General features: G+C 70.9%; 18 protein-coding genes. 7 read left to right on the top strand and 11 right to left on the bottom strand.

Going from position 1 to position 19094, the window contains the following annotated elements:
- Together VIR15_RS00130 and VIR15_RS00125 are read right to left on the bottom strand one after the other, a co-directional pair.
- On the bottom strand, positions 1 to 1022 hold a 1022-nt coding region (locus tag VIR15_RS00130), incomplete at its 3' end, for a YlbL family protein (protein ID WP_331925436.1).
- Positions 1019 to 1492 (bottom strand): molybdenum cofactor biosynthesis protein MoaE, encoded by a 474-nt coding sequence (locus VIR15_RS00125; protein WP_331925435.1) that lies wholly within the window; start codon positions 1490 to 1492, stop codon positions 1019 to 1021. The genes VIR15_RS00125 and VIR15_RS00130, both read right to left, overlap by 4 nt.
- Before the next feature lie 155 nt (positions 1493 to 1647).
- Between VIR15_RS00125 and VIR15_RS00120 the strand changes: the two genes are divergently transcribed.
- A complete protein-coding gene (locus VIR15_RS00120; protein ID WP_331925434.1) occupies positions 1648 to 3285 on the top strand; it encodes a zinc-dependent metalloprotease in 1638 nt (545 codons plus the stop codon).
- Between the two features lie 44 nt (positions 3286 to 3329).
- Complete coding sequence (locus VIR15_RS00115) at positions 3330 to 3893, top strand: NUDIX domain-containing protein (protein WP_331925433.1); 564 nt, start codon at positions 3330 to 3332, stop codon at positions 3891 to 3893.
- A 9-nt stretch (positions 3894 to 3902) separates the two neighbouring features.
- Here the strand turns inward: VIR15_RS00115 and VIR15_RS00110 are convergent, their stop codons facing one another.
- The gene (locus VIR15_RS00110; RefSeq protein WP_331925432.1) at positions 3903 to 4502 is read right to left on the bottom strand and encodes a M48 metallopeptidase family protein; all 600 of its coding nucleotides are present in this window, start codon (positions 4500 to 4502) and stop codon (positions 3903 to 3905) included.
- 200 nt (positions 4503 to 4702) lie between these two features.
- Here VIR15_RS00110 and VIR15_RS00105 point away from each other — a divergent pair, with 200 nt between their 5' ends.
- From VIR15_RS00105 to VIR15_RS00095, 3 genes are all read left to right on the top strand, one after another.
- On the top strand, positions 4703 to 4864 hold the full coding sequence (locus tag VIR15_RS00105; protein WP_331925431.1) for a DUF5679 domain-containing protein: 162 nt from the start codon (positions 4703 to 4705) through the stop codon (positions 4862 to 4864).
- A gap of 210 nt (positions 4865 to 5074) precedes the next feature.
- Positions 5075 to 6052 (top strand): hypothetical protein, encoded by a 978-nt coding sequence (locus VIR15_RS00100; protein ID WP_331925430.1) that lies wholly within the window; start codon positions 5075 to 5077, stop codon positions 6050 to 6052.
- Positions 6053 to 6139: 87 nt separating this feature from the next.
- Complete coding sequence (locus tag VIR15_RS00095; protein WP_331925429.1) at positions 6140 to 7504, top strand: ABC1 kinase family protein; 1365 nt, start codon at positions 6140 to 6142, stop codon at positions 7502 to 7504.
- Between the two features lie 66 nt (positions 7505 to 7570).
- Here VIR15_RS00095 and VIR15_RS00090 read toward each other — a convergent pair whose 3' ends face one another.
- The 5 genes from VIR15_RS00090 to VIR15_RS00070 all read right to left on the bottom strand — a co-directional run bounded on the left by VIR15_RS00090 (position 7571) and on the right by VIR15_RS00070 (position 11452).
- A complete protein-coding gene (locus VIR15_RS00090; RefSeq protein ID WP_331925428.1) occupies positions 7571 to 7777 on the bottom strand; it encodes a hypothetical protein in 207 nt (68 codons plus the stop codon).
- Between the two features lie 347 nt (positions 7778 to 8124).
- Positions 8125 to 8259 carry a hypothetical protein gene (locus VIR15_RS00085; RefSeq protein WP_331925427.1) on the bottom strand — a complete coding sequence of 45 codons (135 nt, stop codon included), beginning with the start codon at positions 8257 to 8259 and terminating at the stop codon, positions 8125 to 8127.
- Positions 8260 to 8354: 95 nt separating this feature from the next.
- A complete protein-coding gene (locus tag VIR15_RS00080; protein WP_331925426.1) occupies positions 8355 to 8642 on the bottom strand; it encodes a WhiB family transcriptional regulator in 288 nt (95 codons plus the stop codon).
- A 272-nt stretch (positions 8643 to 8914) separates the two neighbouring features.
- Positions 8915 to 9172 (bottom strand): hypothetical protein, encoded by a 258-nt coding sequence (locus VIR15_RS00075; RefSeq protein ID WP_331925425.1) that lies wholly within the window; start codon positions 9170 to 9172, stop codon positions 8915 to 8917.
- Between the two features lie 138 nt (positions 9173 to 9310).
- Entirely contained in the window at positions 9311 to 11452 is a 2142-nt protein-coding gene (locus tag VIR15_RS00070; RefSeq protein ID WP_331925437.1) for an ATP-dependent DNA helicase UvrD2, read from the bottom strand.
- 154 nt (positions 11453 to 11606) lie between these two features.
- Between VIR15_RS00070 and VIR15_RS00065 the strand changes: the two genes are divergently transcribed.
- Positions 11607 to 11876 carry a mycoredoxin gene (locus tag VIR15_RS00065; RefSeq protein ID WP_331925424.1) on the top strand — a complete coding sequence of 90 codons (270 nt, stop codon included), beginning with the start codon at positions 11607 to 11609 and terminating at the stop codon, positions 11874 to 11876.
- A 6-nt stretch (positions 11877 to 11882) separates the two neighbouring features.
- On the opposite strand, the gene nudC is transcribed toward VIR15_RS00065, so the two are convergent.
- Positions 11883 to 12878, bottom strand: a complete 996-nt coding sequence (nudC, locus tag VIR15_RS00060; protein ID WP_331925423.1) for an NAD(+) diphosphatase — start codon at positions 12876 to 12878, stop codon at positions 11883 to 11885.
- A 102-nt stretch (positions 12879 to 12980) separates the two neighbouring features.
- Between nudC and VIR15_RS00055 the strand changes: the two genes are divergently transcribed.
- A complete protein-coding gene (locus VIR15_RS00055; RefSeq protein ID WP_331925422.1) occupies positions 12981 to 14141 on the top strand; it encodes a phosphotransferase in 1161 nt (386 codons plus the stop codon).
- Between the two features lie 24 nt (positions 14142 to 14165).
- Here the strand turns inward: VIR15_RS00055 and VIR15_RS00050 are convergent, their stop codons facing one another.
- Together VIR15_RS00050 and VIR15_RS00045 are read right to left on the bottom strand one after the other, a co-directional pair.
- The gene (locus VIR15_RS00050) at positions 14166 to 17630 is read right to left on the bottom strand and encodes an ATP-dependent helicase (protein WP_331925421.1); all 3465 of its coding nucleotides are present in this window, start codon (positions 17628 to 17630) and stop codon (positions 14166 to 14168) included.
- Positions 17627 to 19094: PD-(D/E)XK nuclease family protein (locus VIR15_RS00045; RefSeq protein WP_331925420.1), on the bottom strand; the 1468-nt coding region annotated here is incomplete at its 5' end. The genes VIR15_RS00045 and VIR15_RS00050, both read right to left, overlap by 4 nt.

The raw sequence follows: 19094 nt of genomic DNA, 5'->3' as shown, positions 1-19094 counted from the left end.
ACGACCTCGGGACAGTTGTCGACCGGGGCCAGGAAGTACTCGGATCCGCCCGACCGGGCGCCTGCCATCTTCTGCTTGATGCCGCCGATGGGGCCGACGCGCCCCTCTTCGTCGATGGTCCCGGTGCCGGCGATGTCGCGGCCGTTGGTGAGCGGGCCAGGCGTGAGCTTGTCGTAGATCCCGAGGGCGAACATGAGGCCGGCGGAGGGCCCGCCGACGTCACCCGCATTGATCGTGACCGTGCCCGGGAAGTCGTGGTCGAGCCGCAGGATGACTCCGAGCGCGGTCCGACCCCCCGAGCCCGTCATCGTCGTCACCGTGGCGACGACCGGCTTGCCGGCCCGGGTGACCTCGATCTCGATCGGTTCGCCCGGGCGAACGGCCTGGAGCGCGCTGCGGATGCTGTCGGCGGTCGTCACCGTCGTCTCCCCCACCCGGACGATGCGGTCTCCGACCTTCAGCACCTTCTTGGCAGGCGACTCGTCGAGGACCTGCGCGATCTCGATGTGCGTCTTCACCGGCTTGCCCAGGGCGCGCAGCGCAACCGCGGTCGCCTCCTCCTGGGAGCCCTCCATCTGGACCGCGTTCTCCTCGGCGATCCGCTCCTCGCTCGCATCCGGGTCGAACACCTGGTCGACGGGCAGGACGTCCTTCGATGGATCGATCCAGGCCCACAGGACGTCGAAGGCGTCGACCGGGAACCCGGGACCGCCGAGCACGGAGACGGTCGTGAAGTTGAGCTCACCCTTGGTGTCATAGGTCGGCAGCCCTTGGACCGAGATGAGGGTGGAGCCGTTGGTCTCTCCCGGGACCTTGCCAAGGGTGTTCATCGTCGGCCCGGGGCTCATGATGGCAAAGGGCACATGCACCAGGTTGCCGACGACGAGGATCGCAAGGCCGAGGAAGAAGCCGACGAGGAACACCTTGTTGCCCCGGCTCAAGGGCGCGCGCGGTCGCGGCGGTCCGGGAAACAGCGGTGCCGGTTCTGCCTCGTCCTCGCGGACCCGGCGGATCGTCCTCACGGCAGGCCGACCCACTCGTCCGAGCCGTCCGCGAACCGCTGGTGTTTCCAGATCGGCACCGTCGCCTTGAGTTCGTCGATGAGCTCGCGACACACGTCGAAGGCCTCACCGCGGTGCTCGGCACTGACGGCCACCACGACGGCTAGGTCCCCGATGTCGAGCCGCCCGACGCGGTGCACGACGCCGATCCGCACGCTTCGGCCGTCTGCCGCCAGACGCTCCGCGAGCGCTCGGGCCACCTCCGCCGCCTGCGGGTGCGCGCTGTAGTCCAGTTCCAGCACCCGCTCCTTCTCGGCCTCCTCGCCGGCTGCGGCTCCGGCCGATCCACCACTCTTCGCGTCATGGTTGCGCACGGTGCCGACGAACACGCACGTGCCGCCGGCACGCGCGTCGGCGACGCTCGAGAGCACCTCGTCGACGGACAGCGGCGAATCTCGGATCTCGGCAAGGGTGACCGTCACGCCCGCCATCGTAAGCGGATCATCTTGGTGCCGAGGGTGACGATCACGGACCCAGCCGCTCAAGGGAACGATCGTCCCCGTTCCGTGGTTGTCTTTTGGAAGGACGAACGCTCAGCGCATCCGAGCATCCGATCAAGGCATCCGATCAACCCCGAGGAGCAGGCATGTCCGACCGCGACCCTGGCGGCGAGGGCGGCTTCGACCGCGACGAGGACCGCGACCAGGAGCTTGACAAGGACAGTGGGGGCTCAGCTGGCTCCTCTGGCGGAGCCGGCCAGGAGGGCTGGCCGGGCACCGCACCCGGCTTCGACCCCGCAAACCTGAGCTCGATGCTCGAGCAGGTGCTCGGTCAGGCCGCCGAGAACCCGGAGCTCGCCGCAGCGATGCGCAGCATGGGCGTCGATCCCTCCGATCCGGCCACCAAGGCGGCGATGCGCGCGCAGCTCGGTAGTTTCATGACGGCCCAGCAGTCCCCCACTGGTGCCCGCGACCTCGCGAACGACGTGGCCCGCAAGCACGTGCTGGCATCACAGGGCAACGACGTGCACGACGCCACCGCGGCCCGGGCGGTCGAGGATGCCGTGGCCGTCGCCGTGCTCTGGCTCGACGAGGTCACGGCGCTCGGCGCACCCTCGTGGCGAGCGACCGGATTCAGCCGCGCCGAGTGGGTCGAGGCGACGATGCCGCGCTGGTTCGACCTCGTCGAGCCGGTGTCCGATGGGGTCACGAGCGCAACGTCGTCCGCGATCCGGAAGCAGCTCGGCGAGCTCGGGCCCGAGGCCTTCGGCGACGCACTCCCACCGGAGCTGCAGGGCATGATGGGCGCCGGCTTCGACCCCGCCGCCATGCTCGAGCAGTGGGCCCCGATGCTGTCGAACCTCAGCCGGCAGATGTTCGCGGCCCAGCTCGGCCAGGCCGTCGGGACCCTCGCCACCGAGGTGGTGGGCGCGACCGAGGTGGGCCTCCCCCTCACCGAGCCCGGCCTCGTCGCCCTCCTGCCCGGCAACGTCGACGAGCTCGCCACCTCGCTCGAGATCGACCTGCCGCAGGTCCGCCTCTACCTCGCCGTTCGCGAGGCGGCGCGGGTCCGGCTGTTCGCGCAGGTGCCGTGGCTCGGTCCGCAGCTGATGTCGGCGGTCGCCGACTACGCACACAACATCACCATCGACACCGACGCCATCGAGTCGGCGTTGTCAACCATCGACGCCACCGATCCCGAAGCCCTCCGCAGCGCGCTCCAGGGCAACCTCTTCCGTCCGCAGCCGACCCCCGTCCAGCGACGCGCCCTGGATCGGCTGGAGACCCTCCTCGCGCTCGCCGAGGGCTGGGTCGACCACGTGACGGAGCGCGCAACGGCCGCACACCTGCCCCAGTCCCCCGCACTCGCGGAGACCATCCGACGTCGGCGGGTCGGTGGCGCCGCCCAGAAGACATTCGCCGGACTCGTTGGGCTCGAGCTGCGACCGCGCCGGATGCGAGATGCCGCGAACCTCTGGGCCGCCCTCGAGAACGCCGGCGGCCAGACGTTGCGCGACGGCCGGTGGTCCCACCCGGACCTGGCGCCGACCTCCGAGGACCTGGACGACATCATCGGCTTCGTCGAGCGCGCCGCTGGCCAAGCCGGCGCCGACAAGCCCGTGGAAGGGCTGCCTGAGAGCACGCTGGGTGCCGAGGACCTGGGCACCGACCTCGACTCGGTGCTGCGCGGGATCCTCGACGAGGCCGCTGCAGGCGAGGCCGACGGCAGCCCCGACAACGACCATGACGACAAGGATGACGACGCGGATGACGGGCGGAAGTGACCACTCTCGGCCCCCAGCCACCCACCTCGGCAGCTGACCCCGGAATGAGCCCAGCGGCATACGGCCTGATCCATGACGACGCCATCGCGGAACTCAGCGGGTGGCACCCTCCCGATCCGGCGCAGGCGCGGCTGCGGCGGGACTACCTGGCCCACCTCGCACGGCATGGCGACGCGATGGCGCGTGGCGGCCCGCCGGCACACCTGACGGGCAGCGTCATCGTCCTCGACCGGGCTGGCGCACATGTTCTGCTCACCCTCCACCAAAAGGCCCGGCGGTGGTTCCAGTTCGGCGGGCACTTCGAGGCCGACGACCGGTCCATGCGAGAGGGCGCGGAGCGGGAGGCCCGCGAGGAGTCCGGGATCGACGAGCTCGTCGCCCTGCCCGAGATCGTCATGTTGGACCGACACGACCTGGGCGCCGCCTTCGGCAGCTGTCGGGAGCACCTGGACGTGCGATACGCCGCCATCGCCCCCACGGGCGCGGCGCACTCAGCGAGCCACGAGTCGGTCGACGTGCGTTGGTGGCCAGCGGACCGCCTGCCCGAGGACACGCGGGAGGAGCTCCTGCCCCTGGTGCGGGCGGCGCAGGCGCTCATTCGTCGCTGAGCATTCGCCTCACTCGTCGCTCAGCGTCAGGCCCGCAGTCGCGGCCACCCCCTGGAGGTAGCCGCGCGCCCGCTCGAGCCGGGGATAGCCGCTCAGCAGGCTCCAGAAGGCCGGTCCGTGCCCCGGCTCGATGAGGTGCGCGAGCTCGTGGAGCAGCACATAGTCGAGCACCCAGCCGGGCATACCGCGGACCTTGTCGGAGATCCGGATCGAGCCCTCAGCCGGCGTGCAGGAGCCCCAGCGGGACTCCTGGTTCGCCACCCACCGGACGCTCGCGGGCTGGGCTCGGCCGCCGAGGTAGGCGGTCGAGAGGTGCGCTGCGCGCGCCCGGAGGTCGCCGTCCGAGCGGCGTCGACGCTGCTCGGAAGCGGTCACGCGGGCCAGCATCGTGCGGATCCACTCGCCCTCCTCGGCGCGGGTGAGCCGAGCCGGGACCAGCACGACGAGGCGACCCTCCTGACGATATGCGGACACCGTGCGGCGCCGCCGGGAGCTGCGGCGCACCTCGACCGTCACCCCGTCGACGACCGTCTCCACGACCTCCCGGCGCGGCCCTTGCCGCGCCGAGCGCGGGACCGCGTGCGGCAGCTCTGGTCGGGACCTCGCCATGAGGGCAGGGTAGGCCGGACCGGCGACGACGCAATGGACGATGACCGAAACGCGCGGTCCCAGGCACGACGGAGGCGCCCGGTTCCGCGGGGCCCGTACGGGGCGCCATGCGGGGATGAGCGTGATCTCATGCTCAGCGTGCTCTAGGGTTGTCGGAGCCGAGGCACCCATCAGAGGGGTGCCAGTACAAGGAGACACCAATGGCTGACGAGACCTACAAGGGCGAGTTCTACTGCGTGAAGTGCAAGGCGAAGCGCGAGGCCGAGGGCAGGGTTGTCGTGTCCGAGAACGGGCGGCGGATGGCCAAGGGCCAGTGCCCCGTCTGCGGCACGAACCTGAACCGCATCCTGGGCAAGGCCTGACCGGGTCCGACGCGCGTCCCCGGTGACGCGCCGACGAGGGCGGGACCAGTATGGTCCCGCCCTCGCCCTGTCCCCTCGCCCTGTCCCCTCGCCCTGTCCCTGTCCGGCGTCTGTGGATGACCCACTCGCGACCGGACCCGCCTTTGCGACGCTCGAACCACGAGGCAGCAGGGCATCGAGAGCGGAAGCCGGGTCAGGAAGGGAGGAGCGATGGGGTCAGGAAGCAGCGACCGGCCGAGACGGCCTCGCCCCAACCTCATTGCGGCGCGCCCCGCCCAGCACCGTGAATCCGGCGATCCCGCGCTCGCAGCCTCTGACACCGAGGCCGGCCGGTACCCACGCATCCCGCCGTGGCGACGCCCCATCTCGCGAACGACCGGTGAGATCCAGTTCGGCGTGAGCGCCGGCGGCCCGATCGTCACCGGTGTGAGTGAGGCCGAGGCACGCGTCCTGGCGCGGCTCGACGGCACGGTGCCGCTGGGCACCTCCTATCGCTTCGCTGGAGAGGTGGGCATCCCCGCTCGCCGTTGGCGGGCCCTGCTCGACCTCATCGAGGAGATCGGGGTCCTCGAGCGGTTCTCGCCCGAGGAGCCTTGCCGGACAGTCCTGCTCGACGGCCGAGGAGTGCTGCTCGAGGAGCTCTGCCAGGTGCTGCGACGCGGCGGGATCGACGCGCTCGTCAGTGCGGCAGGCCGCTCCGGCGCACCGGACGCCAAGCCGACCGCTGATCCGCCGCTCGTCGTCGTCCTGGGCGCCATGGCCCTCGACCCGCGCTCTGGCGACCCGTGGCTCCGGAGCGGCATCCCGCACCTGCCGGTGGTCGTCGAGGGGCCGCGCGCGACCGTCGGGCCCTTGGTGGAGCCGACGCTGCAGGGGCCGTGCCTGTGGTGCCTCGACCTGCACCGCACCGACCGTGACGCGTCCTGGCCCGTCGTCCTGGCGCAGGTCTGCGGCTCGCCCAGCGATGTGGTGCACCGCGACGCCGCCCCGGAGACCGACCCGGCCCTGGTCCAGCTGGTCGCCGGCTGCATCGCCCTGTTCGCGCGCCGCCTCCCGGGCTCGACCTCACTGCCGGTAGGGGTGGCGGTCGAGCTGAGTCTCCCCTGGCCCCGGATGGACCATCGCAAGTGGACGATCCACCCTCGCTGCCCCCGCCCCCACGCCGCCCGTGCGACCGAGGTTCCCTGAGTCTCGGCCTCCGACCTCCGCGGTGCGATGACGCACCGGCGGCGCGGATCGCTAGAGTCAGGGTGACCTTCCTGGGGGGTGAGAGCTGTGACCGACCTGCCGCGCAAGGCAGTGGTGCGTTCGGCCAAGCTCGCCACGGTGCCCCTCGGTTTCGCGGGGAGGACCGCGCTCGGGCTCGGCAAGCGCATCGGCGGACGGCCCGCCGAGCTCGTCGCTGCAGAGCTCCAGGCCCGCACCGCCGAGCAGCTCTTCCAGGTCTTGGGCGAGCTCAAGGGCGGAGCGATGAAGTTCGGCCAGGCCCTGTCGATCTTCGAGGCCGCCCTTCCCGAGGAGATGGCCGGGCCCTACCGCGCGATGCTCACCAAGCTGCAGGACAGCGCGCCGCCGATGCCGACAAGCTCGGTCCACGCCGTCTTGCGGGCGGACCTGGGAACCCAGTGGCGCAGCAATTTCCGCTCGTTCGAGGACCATCCGGTCGCGTCCGCCTCGATCGGGCAGGTGCACCACGGTGTCTGGACGGACGGGCGCGAGGTAGCCGTCAAGATCCAGTACCCGGGGGCCGGCGCTGCGCTGATGAGTGACCTTCGACAGCTGTCCCGGATGGCGAAGATGACCGCTGGGTGGATCCCCGGCATCGACCTCGGTCCGATCCTCGATGAGCTGCGCGACCGGATGGCCGAGGAGCTGGACTACCGCCTCGAGGCCGACAACCAGGCTGCGTTCGCGGGAGCCTTCGCCGACGACCCGGACTTCTGCATCCCGAAGCTGGTCCGCGGCACCCAGCACGTCATCGTCTCGGAGTGGGTCGACGGGCGCCCGCTGAGCGAGATCATCCGCGAGGGAACCCAGTCTGAGCGCGACGAGGCCGCTCAGCTCTATCTCGAGTTCCTGCTCGCCGGCCCCGCCGAGGCTGGGCTGCTGCACGCCGACCCACATCCGGGCAACTTCCGCATCACGCCGGACGGCCGCCTCGGCGTCGTGGACTTCGGGGCGGTCAACCGTCTGCCGAACGGCATGCCGCCGGAGCTGGGCCGCCTGCTGACCGCCGGTCTGGAGGGCGGCGCCGATGCCGTCCTCGCGGGCCTGCGAGAGGCGGGCTTCGTCAAGCCGTCGATCGAGATCGATGCCGAGCGGCTTCTCGAGTACCTGGAGCCGTTCATCGCCCCCCTGCGCAGCGACGAGTTCACCTTCTCGCGGCCCTGGCTGCGAAGCGTCTTCGCCCACATCAACGATCCGAGGCAGCCGAACTACGTGCTCGCCTACAAGCTCAACCTGCCACCGGAGTACCTGCTCATCCACCGTGTCTGGAGCGGCGGCATCGGTGTGCTCAGCCAGCTCGGGGGGACGGTCCGCGGGAGGGAGACGGTCGATGCCTTCCTCCCGGGAGCAAACCTTCCTCCGGTCGGTGACCTTCCGCGCCCTGCCCGGGCCGACAATTCAGACAGAGACTGAGTTGCCGTATGCCGCTGGGCCGGCTCCCGTCCGAGCCCACGTTCCAGCCTTGCCAGGTCGCGGCGACTACCACCACTCGGGATCGAGCTTGCTCTCGATGGAGCGGATGTTGTCTCGACTGCACTGCTCGCATGTCCACAGGGTGCGACCGTGCTCGACGCTGCGACTCCAGGTGAGTCGGGCCGTTGCCTGGTCCTCCGGCGCCGGTGTCGTGCCACACGAGGTGCAGGTGAGGAGCGGAGTGAGTTCCGCGGTATCCGTCTTGGTTGCCATGGTCGGGGCCTCCCTTGATCTCCCCCGTGGTTCGAGTATCCGCCTCCGCGCTGACATGCGTGGGACGTTTGCCACAGGCGTGTCGACCGCGCCATCCCCGCGCCGGGAGCGGTGCGGCGACCCGCCGTCGGAGCCGTGTGGGACTCCTACCCGCGCCCCGTGCCCTCACTCAGGCGCCACCTGAGGGACGTGATCCCGACGGCGGACCAGGCGGCCTCCAGCCGGCCCGGGAAACGCGGAACCGCGGGTGACGTGCGCGTCACCCGCGGCTCGCTCACTTGCGTTGAGTTGTTCTGGTCTCCGTGCTGCTCTGCTACCGGGCACCGTGGTCCCGGACGGTCGACGCCTCACTTCGGGTGATTGCGTCGACTCGCGCGGATCTCGAGCGCGATCAGCCGGGCGCTGCGGCGGATGCCACTGCGGTCCTGGCGCTGAGCGCGGTCGCGAATCCGGTCGCGAGCGAGGAGCTCCAAGTTCTCCATGACGACCTCCTGGTCAGGTGTTGTTGACTGCTGTTGATGGATTAGATGTGCGGTGGTCCGCTGGTCTCGACCCGGCCGCGGGGGTCCGGTGTCATTCACGCAGCGACCGGGTGCTTCCGGGGACGTCCGCGGGGTCGCTTCCTGGCGACCACGGCCCCCTGGACGAGCAGCTGCCCGCCCCAGACGCCCCACGGCTCCTGGCGCTCGAGCGCCCCGGCGAGGCACTGCAGACGCGCGGGGCACAGCCCACACAGGGTCTTGGCGAACTCGACGTCCTCGGGCCGCTCGGCGAACCAGAGCTCGGCGTCGTAGTCCCGGCACGGGATGGTCTCGCCGACCTCCTGCGCCTCGGTGCCAAGGTCGAGCAATTCGCTCAGCTGCATCGTTCTCACCTCCGTCTCCAGCGCGCCAGTGGTGTGGCGCGCCTGCTCACTCGTGTCCGTTGTCGCTCGAAGCCCAGCACCGCAGGTGCGGGTCTCGGTCGTGCTGCTCTGCATCCGGGGAGTCATGGTTGGTCCCGTATCTGTCTCGCACCTCGTGGGTGCTGTTCCGGTGGAGGGTGGGGTGGAGCGGCATTCGGTTGTGCGGGAAAACACGAAGGCCGCGGACCCGGTGATGTCGGGTTCGCGGCCTGGAGGTGAGGCTGTGGTCTAACTCAGACCGGAGGCCTCCCAGAGCGGGAGCGAGCGACATCAGGTGTCTTGTAGATGGCGGTGAGGTCCACGCCGGCGGCGAACGGGACGGATCCCTTGACACCACGGTCAGCGATGCGACGGACGTCAGCCGGGGCGACGATGGACACACCTGTCCCCTGGAGCCCGGGCTGGACGTCTGCGAGGAGAATGCTGGCCGAGCGCGGACGTGCCAAAGCGACGCAGGACACTGCGTTCATCGTCATCGTGATGTTCCTCATCAGGGCCAACCTCCTCACTATGCTCGCGAATCCCAGCCGGCCACCTGAGCCACTGGGGTTGACGGGTTTAGATTACGCGGGGCCCTGGGGCGCGACAACTCATTTATCGAGGATTTCGCAACATTTTCTCGTGCACAGTCAGGAATCGGCGGATTGCCCTGTGCGGGAGCGGGTTTCGAGGAGCTCTTGCGGGTCGGCACCGCCCAGGATGGCGATGATGTCGGCGCCGTACTGGGCGAGCTTGCGGGCACCGACCCCGCTGATCGTTGCGAGCGCCCCGTCATCGGCCGGCTCGCGCTCGGCAATCGCGGTCAGCGTTGCATCGGTGAAGACGACGAAGGCCGGGACCGAGGCGGCCCGTGCGACGCCGAGCCGCCACTCGCGCAGGCGCTCGAACAGCGCCTCGTCGTAGCTCGGCGGGCAGTCATCGCACCGACCCGTCTTGCGCTGGGCGGCCGTCGTCAGCTCGCCCCCACAGCCGCGACAGATCAGCACGGTTGCGACTTTGGCGGCAGCACGGCGATGGGTGGTGGGCGCCGCCGTTCGCGCTCCCCCACCAAGGATGGCCTCGGCTGGCCCGAGAAAGCGCGACACCCGCCGCGTCGGCCGTCCACCCGAGGTGCGGGTGGAGGACCACGAGAGGAACAGGCGCTCCCGTGCGCGGGTCACGCCGACGTAGAGAAGGCGTCGCTCCTCCTCGAGGGCTTCGACTCCCTCGGCGAGCGAGATCGGGATGAGGCCGTCGGACGCGCCGACAAGGAAGACGGTCTCCCACTCGAGGCCCTTCGCGGCATGCAGGCTGGCCAAGGTGACGCCTTGGACCGTTGGGGCGTGCTGTTCAGCGGCCCGGCGGTCGAGCTCGGCGACGAGCTCGGGCAGCCGGGCCTCCGGGACGGACGCCTCGAGGTCGTCGGCAAGGGAGGCGAGAGCCGTGAGCGACTCCCACCGCTCCCTGGTGGCTCCGCTGCTCGACGGAGGATCGGGCGACCACCCGGCTCCGGCGATGACATCCCGGGTGATGTGACCGAGGGCCTTGCTGCCGTCATCACTGCGCGCGGCGCCCCGGAGAAGCAGGATCGCGTCTCGGACCTCCTTGCGGGCGAAGAAGCGCTCCCCTCCGCGGACCAGGTAGGACACGCCGACGTCCGCCAGGGCCGATTCGAACGCCTCCGACTGCCCGTTGGTGCGGAAGAGGACGGCGATCTCCGAAGCCGGGTGGCCGTCGTCGATGAGCCTCTTGATCCGGTCGGCCACGGCAGCGGCCTCCGCCTGGTCATCGCTGTGCGAGGTGAGTACGGGCGACGGTCCCGACGGAGCCTGCGCAGTGAGTCGCAGCGCCCCGCTGCGGGCGGCCGTGGGGCCGGAGGAGATCACCGTGTTGGCCAGCTCGATGATCTGTGGCGACGACCGGTAGTTGCGCACGAGCCGGACGGTCCGCGAGCCCGGGAACCGCGAGGCGAAGCCAAGGAGGTGACGGGGCGAGGCCCCGGTGAAGGAGTAGATCGTCTGTGCTGGGTCACCGACGACCGTGACGTCGTTGCGCGCGCCCAGCCACAGGTCGAGCAGGCGCTGCTGGAGGGCGTTGACATCCTGGTACTCGTCCACGACGAACTGGCGGTACTGGCCCTGCACGACGCGGACGATGTCGTCCCGCTCCTCGAGAATGCCGACGGTGAGGAGCAGGACGTCCTCGAAGTCAATGACTCCTCGGGCCTGCTTGACGTCCTCGTAGCAGGCCAGCAGGCGCGCCATCGCCGTGACGTCCAGTCCGGGCGGCTCGCGACCCGCTGCCCGGGCAGCCGCGGCGTACGACTCCGGCGTGAGCAGACTCACCTTGGCCCACTCGATCTCGGCGGCAAGGTCGCGGATCGCCGTCCTGTCGAACTGCAGGCGCAGGCGGCTTGCGGCCTCGGCCACCGCGGGAGCCTTGACACTCATCACCTCCGGAGCCGCACCGCCGACCGCCTGGGGCCAGAAGTAATGCAGCTGTCTCAGTGCCGCTGCGTGGAACGTCCGAGCCTGGACTCCGTGGACTCCGAGGGCCCGGAGTCGGGTCCGCATCTCGCCGGCAGCACGGGCCGTGAACGTGACCGCGAGGATGCGCTGTGGTTGCTGGAGGCCGGCGTGGACGGAGTAGGCGATCCGGTGCGTGATCGCCCGGGTCTTGCCGGTGCCGGCACCGGCCAGGACGCACAACGGTCCGGGGGGCGCCAACGCCACCTCCCGCTGCTCTGGGTCGAGCTGCTCGAGGATGTCGTCCGGATGTGGTGCAGGGAGCAGGGCGATCTCCTGTGACTCTGCGAGTCGGATGAGTAGGGGAATTTTCAACGGTCCGCCCCGGTTTCCCGCGGTGAAGGCCTTGGGGCCATCCTTGCACCCAAACCTGACACGACCCGGAAAGACCCGGGCCCACCCGACCGACGACGGAGACCTGATGCCTGCCCCCACGCCGCTCCAACCCGCACCCGGAACGATCACGATGTTCACGACGAACTGGTGCGGATACTGCGTCCGGCTCAAGGGCCAGCTCGACCGTGAGGGTGTGCCCTACACCGAGGTCAACCTCGAGAGCTCTCCGGAGCACGTGCACTTCGTCGAACAGGTCAACGGTGGCAACCGGACGGTGCCGACCGTGGTCTTCCCCGACGGCACCTCTGCCACCAACCCCTCGCTCGCGGAGGTCAAGGCGAGGCTCACCGCCTGAGGTCGCTCAGCCCTCGGACTCGGACATGACCGACTCGATGGTCTGTCCCAACCAGTGCTCGATGATGCGCTTGGCGATGGAGAGCCCGAAGGGCCGATGGATGGCCCCGGTTCGCAACGCGGTCCGGTAATCGTCGCGCGTCACCCACCGAGCCTCGCTGAGCTCGTGCGGATCGAGCTCGATGCTCGTGCCGAGCGCCCGAGCCGTGAACCCGATCATCACCGACGACGGGAACGGCCACGGCTGGTTGCCCAGGTAGCGGACGTCGGTGACGTCTATGCCGACCTCCTCCTCGACCTCACGAGCCACCGCGGCCTCGAGCGACTCGCCCGGCTCGACGAAGCCCGCGAGCACCGAGAACCGGTTGTCCGGCCACTGTGGGCCACGTCCGAGGAGCAGTCGCTCGTCCGCATCGACGACGGCCATGATGACCGCTGGGTCGGTGCGCGGGTAGTGCTCACTGTGGTCCGTGGGACAGACGCGCAGCCACCCGCCCTGAGACGTTGCTGTCGGCGCTCCGCACCGGGAGCAGTGCGTGTGGGTTCCGTGCCAGTTGGCAAGGGACAGCACCGTCGTGAACAGGCCGGCATCCCGGTCCCCGAGGGCGGCGCCTGCTTGCCGAAGCGTCACCCAACCCTCCACGTCGGGAGGGCGCTCACGACTGCGGTCGGCCCGGTCCAGTCCCTCGGCAGGGAGGGCCACGCCGAGGTAGGCGGTCCCCCGCCCGTCGCGGCCCGCGAACAGAACCAGCCGCCCGGAGTCCTCCGCCGTGGGAGCTCGCAGCCGAAGTCGGAGATCGCCGTGTTCTTCGTGCTCTTCCTGCCCTTGTGAGCGGACCTGCGGCTCGACCGGAGCCCGGTCACCACGCAGCTCGAGCACCCGCGTCGCCGGGTCGGCAAGGAGCCGCTCGACCAGACCACCATCGCGACGCTCGATCCCCGATCGATCGAGCACCGTCCGGGACAGGGCGAGGTCGGGCAAGGTGTCGGCGCTTTGGACCACGTCGTCACCCTACGGCCGTGGGGCCCGACAGGCGTCCAAGCCCCTGGCCTCCGTGCCCCAAGCCTCCAACGATCAGGCGCGCGCTCACCTTACGGTGGGAACGTGACCCGGAGCCCCCTGTTCCTCGCGGCCCTCGCGAGCGCTGCCGTGCCCGGTCTCGACCCGGTGTCGGTGGAGGGCGTGCGCACGAGGGCCGCCGGCTCCTTCGACCTGGCGTTCGTCACCGATCAGCAGGACCGTCGCTGGGTCATCAAGGCGCCATTGACGCAGGCCTCGGGCGCCGAGCTCGAGGCCGTGGTGGCGCTGGGCCCACTGCTCGGCCGCCGGCTCGATCTCGCCATGCCCATGGTCCGTGGGCAGGTGCCCGTTCAGGAGGGTCGGGCCATCGTCTACCTTCGGCTGCCGGGTCGGCCCCTGGACTTCGCCGCCCTACCGCCCGGGGACCTCGCGTCAGGAATCGGCCGAGCACTGGCCCATGTCCACAACCTCGACCTGGCCCTCTTCGAGGAGGCTGGTCGACCGGTCTACGACGCCGATGCGCACCGTCGCCGACAGCTGTCCGAGCTGGACCGGGCGGCGGCCACGGGGCATGTGCCGGCCAACCTGCTCACTCGATGGGAGCAGCGACTCGAGGACATTTCGCTGTGGCGCTTCGCGCCGACTGCCGTGCACGGGTCCTTCGTCGGGGAGCACGTGCTCGTCTCGTTCCAGGACGAGGACCGGGCCGATGCCGGTGAGGTCCGCGGCGTGCTCGGCTGGGAGCAGTCGCGGATCGGGGACCCGGCCGACGACTTCGCCGACCTGGTCGGGTCGGCGGCGCCGGAGTCACTCGACCTGGTCCTCTCGGCCTACGCCCAGTCGCGTGTCGAGCGGCCCGACGGCAACCTCTTGGCGCGGGCCCGCTTGGCTGCGGAGATGGCGCCGATGCGGGTCCTGCTCCACGCTCTTGCCTCGGCCGCGCGTGACCTCGTCGAGGACGCCGCGGCGTCCCTGCGGGCGCTGGACGAGCGGGTCCTTGTCGAGGACGAGCTCAGGGCAGTCGAAGCGGGGGCGCCCACCCCTGCGGAGCCGGGGCTGCACCCGGAGCCGGACTGGGACGCCACCCAGCCGCACCAGCCCTTCCCTGACCCGTCGGTCACGCAGTCCATCGATCCGACACCCTCGACGAGTCCTGCCGACGGACCTGACGTCGACGCGGAAGGATCTGCCGACCAACGTACCGGTGCTGTCGAAGCGGAGCCGAACGACGGACGGGTGGGCTGACCGCTCCATCGAGGGCCGCCACCGTCAGTCGGGGATGGTGGACAGCATCGCGACGAGGATCCGCTCGTCCGGCACGGCAGGCCGCACCGTCACTCCCTCGGCTGCATAGAAGAAGGCCGCGTCCACACGGTTGGGGTCGACGCCGCGAAGGCGAGCGAAGGCCAGTGCGTACGTCGCGAGCTGGACTGCCCGCACCTCGGCCTCCTGCCCTGACGGCTGCGCACCGGTCTTCCAGTCGACCACGGTCCACCCGCCGTCATCGCGAGGGAAGACCGCGTCGATCCGGCCCCGAACCGCGATGCCATCGATGACCGTCTCGATCGACAGCTCGATCTCTTCCGGGATCCGCTCGGCCCACTCGCTTGCGAGGAAGTTCGACCGCATGTGGTCCAAGTCATGGTCGGCGGTGGCCCCCTCGTCGGCGCTTCCGGGGAGGTCGAACAGGTCGACGATGGCCGCGCGCGAGAAATGCTCCTCGACCCAGGCATGAAAGGCGGTTCCCTGCCGAGCGGCCGGGGCAGGAGGCTCCGGCATCGGCCGGCGCAGCCGCATCGCGAAGGCCTCCGGATCGCGAGCGAGGGCGACCACCGCGGACGCGGACAGGTGCCTCGGCACCTCCACGGCCGGCTCCTCTCGCACCCCCTTCATCGCCTCTTCGGCAAGGAGGAGACGCAGGTCGTCAAGTCGTGGGTCCCCTACGAGTTCCGCCGGACGCGAAGCGACGATGTCGCGCAGCCGCTCCGGGAGCGTGCGCAGCGCCGCCCGCCGATGTCCGAGCGGATCGTGCGGCCATGCCGCCCGGATGGGCTCAGCCAGGTGCGGATTCTGTGGCGCTGCCAAGGTGCCGTTCTTCTCGACAGGTGGCGGGGCAGCGCGCCACCCCGCTACGGAAACAGCCTCCGGGAGCGCGTCCCGGATCTCGAGGAGGAAGCGGGACGGGACGGAGAGGGTCTTCTTGCCCGGCCCCCAGAGGTGGGTCGACAGGAGCAGGTCCGTGCGCGCCCGGGTCACGGCGACATAGGCCAGCCGGCGTTCTTCCGCGATGGCGTGCCGGCCCCCGTCCTCGGCGAACTCCTCGATCGCGGCTCCGAGCGCCTTGCGGTCAGGGCTGGCCGACCAGTTGAGGCGCGGCAGCCCGTCCCGGTCACCGCGCAGGTCGTAGGGCAGGGAATCGAGCCCGACGAGCCAGCCCTTGTCCTTCGGGGTTCCCGAGCACACGTACTCGACCGACGCTGCAGTGCTGTCCGAGCCGTTCGGTTCCATCGGGACGACGGACGTGGCCGTGTGGTCCGGGAAGGCACCCTCGACGAGCGCGGGGATGGCGACCACGTCCCACTCCAAGCCCTTGGCAGCGTGGACCGTGAGCACCTGGACTGCGTCGGTGTCGGACTCGACCTGCCCCGCGTCGAGGCCGCGTTCCTGGCTTCGGGCGGCCTCGAGCCAGCTGAGGAAGCCGGACAGGGTGGGCCGGTCCGAGCTGCTCACGTATCGGGCGGCGACGTCGGCGATGGCGTCGAGGTGCACCCGGGCGGTCGAGGCGGTGTGCTCCGGGCGCGAGAGCGCCTCGATGTCCAGACCGATTGCCGTCTCCGCCTCGTGGAGCAGGTCCACGAGTGGCAGGCCGGTGAGTCGACGGAGACGACGCACCACGTCAGCGAGCCCGTGCAGTCGTGCGAGGCCCTCGTCGCTGAGGTGCACCCCGCCCCGCCCGGTCCAGCCGACGGGCGGCAACTCGTCGAGGGCCTCGACGAGGGTCGCCACGTCGGCGCTGTCCGCAGCGAGGTCCGAGTCCCGGTGACGAGCTCCAGCCTCGCTGAACGAGGCGTCCGAGGCCTCGGTGGAGGCCCGTGTGACTCCGGCTGGGCCGGCCCCCTCAGCGGCGTCGAGGGGCAGCGCGTCCTGAGTGAGGTCGGGATGGCCGACGCGCCACGGTCGCGAGTGCAACTCCTTGGCCCAGGCCCACAAGGCATCGAGGTCCGCGGGACCCAGCCGCGCCACTGGACCGGTGAGCAGCCGCATCAGCTGGTCCCCCCGGGTCGGGTCCTGCACGACCCAGAGCAGCGCGACGAGGTCGCTGACTTCCGCCGTGGCGAGCAGACCGCCCAGGCCAACCACCTCGACGGGGAGACCGGCATCCCGGAGCGCCTCCATGACGAGCGGGAACGAGGAGCGTCGTCGGCAGAGCACGGCGGCGCTCCGCCCAGTCCGACGGCCGCTCGGCGACCGCCAGTGGGAGGCGATCCAGGCAGCCACCTGCGCCGCCTCCTCCTCGGCGGTCTCGCCTCGCACGATGGTGATCGCCCCGGGTCCCACTCCCGGGCGCGACCTGAGCGGCTGGACGTGGGCTGTGGCCAGCGGCGCCGCGGTGACATTCGCCGCCGCGAGGATCAGCTCGTCGTTGCGCCAGCTCGTCGAGAGGGGCAGCACGTCCGCTGGACCATCGGTGTCGGCGAACTCCGCCGGGAACCGCAGCAGGGTCGTCGCGCTGGCCCCGCGCCAGCCGTAGATGGACTGGTTGGGGTCTCCCACGGCCGTGAGGGCCACGGACGCGTCGTGGAACAGCGACCGCAGCAGCCTCAGCTGTGCCTCCGACGTGTCCTGGAACTCGTCGAGTAGAACCGCCTTGAACCTCTCTCGCTCGACCTGGCCGACGAGGGGCACCGATCCGGCAACGCGAGCCGCGAGCGCCACCTGGTCCGCGAAGTCCAGCGCCTCGCGCTCCCGCTTCAGCCGCACGAAGGCGTCGACGATCGGCAGGACCGCACGTCGCTCGCGCAGCGCCGCCAACGCCTCCTTCGCCGGTGCGAGGCTTCCCTTGCCCTCGCCGTCCGGCAGGTCCTCCAGCGCCGCGATGACGGTGTCGAGGTGGTTCATCACCTCCGCCGGGACACGGACGTGCTCGGCCATCTCGCCGGCAAGGGACATCACGGCTTCGATAACCGTCGACTCGGCCTTGGACACCACGTCCATCGGCCCGTCCCACCGCGAGACAGCCTCGGCGGCCAGTTGCCAGGCGCCGGCCTCGGTGAGGACGCGGAACTCCGGCTCGACGCCGAGCCGAAGTGCGTGCTCGCGGACGAGCCGGCCCGCGTAGGAGTGGTACGTGGAGACGCTCGGCGTGCCTCCGAGCACTTCTGCTCCGCTGCCGTCGTCCTCAGGCGGCGTCCAGAGCCCGGCGCGCTCCAGGCCCCGCAACCGCTTGCCGATGCGCTGGGACAGCTCCGCCGCCGCCTTGCGCGTGAAGGTCAACCCCAGCACCTGGTCGGGGGCGACCAGGCCGTTGGCGACGAGCCAGACCACCCGAGCGGCCATCGTCTCGGTCTTGCCGGAGCCCGCGCCCGCCACGACGAGCAGGGGCCGAGGCCCGGCTTCGATGACGTCGGCCTGCTCGTCCGTCGGAGCCGGCAGGTCCAGCGCACGGGCGATGTCGAGAGCGGAGAAGCGCACCCTCTCGGGAGCCACCGTCACCCGCTCTGTTGTCGCGGTCACAGGGCATCTCCTTCCGGCTGGACGGGACAGGAGGACTTGACCGGGCAGGTGCGGCAACTGCCTTGCGACGCAACGAAACTGGCGCCGCCCATGCCTTCGGCGGTCGCCTCCACGAGCGCCCGCGCCCAGTCCGGCTCGGCGGACTCTGCGAGAGCGCCCTGGGTCAGCACCGAGGGGCGCAGCCCGGCCAGCCCCCCCTTGCCGATGTAGACGAGCGCGGCCCCCGCACTGTCGCTGCCCAGCGATGGGAAGCCGTCGGCCTCGACGGCGACCTGGTAGGCGCCGAGCTGCCCGTGGCGCTCGAGCTCCGCCTTCGTCGGCTTGCTCGTGCCCGTCTTGAGGTCGACGATGCGCAGGCGCCCACGGCTGTCGCGCTCGATGCGGTCGACGCGCCCAGCGACCACGGCGCGTCCGACCCGGACCCGGAACTCGGTCTCGACTCCGACAGGCTCCCAGTCCCCTGCAACCGACTCGCGGTAGGCGACGTAGCGCGCCACCATGTCATGGGCCTGGCGTCGGGTCCGGTCGGTGACCCAGCCCGATGGCAGCCCGAGTCGACCCCACCGGGCATCGACCTCCCCGTCGAGGACCTCGAGCGGGGCATCAGGCAGCTCGGCGACGATGTCGTGGACGAAGGTTCCCACCGACGCCGCTCCGAGCGCGACACCGTCCCCGCCGACCGAGGTGAGGAACCAGCGCAGCGCGCACTCGGAGAAGTACGTCACCTTGGACGGAGAGACGTGGACCGGCTCGTCCGGGCGACGAACCGGACGCTCTGTGGTGACGTCGCGCAGCGCCCACCAGCTGCCGGGGTCGGCTCCGCGAACCCCGGCCTGCGACGCCACCGCGAGCAGCGCCAACGCTGGCTCGGCAACGCCCGCATCGGGGCTGACCACCTCGCGCCGCAGCTCCCCCACGAGCCCCGCGAGGGACATCGTCCGGGCGACCTCCGTGTGTGGCCTGACCTCGTCGGCCATCCGCCCTCTCGCCGGGGGATCGACGAGGTCGAGGTAGACCGACGGTTGCTCCTCCTCGTTGCCCACCGCCGTCACGAGCAACCGCACCGTGGCGCGCGTCACGGCGACATGGAACAGCCGGGTCTCGTCGTAGCGCACCGCCGCCTGCGCTGCCCGGAAGCCCAGGGGCCGCTGGCTGACAACGCCGACGAGGTCCTCGGAGCCGAGGATCGAGCCCCGCAGGCGCAGGTCGGGCCAGACGCCCTCCTGCACGCCGGCGACCACGACGAGGCGCCACTCCCGGCCAGCCGCGGTCTGCGGCGTGACCAGGGAGACCTGAGGCCCGGCCTGGCCGCCGACGAGCAGCGTGTCACCGGGCACGTCCTGGCCGAGGAGGTGCTCGACGAACGTGTCGGGTCCCGCAGTGGGCAACCGGTCGACGAAGGATCCGGCGGCGTCGAACAGGGCCAGCACGGCGTCGAGGTCGCAGTCGGCCCGCACGCCCGAC

The organism is Intrasporangium sp. (genome assembly GCF_036566125.1).
Lineage (GTDB): Bacteria > Actinomycetota > Actinomycetes > Actinomycetales > Dermatophilaceae > Intrasporangium.
Note: the sequence above shows the minus strand (reverse complement) of the source record. Positions and strands in the feature narration are given on the sequence as shown.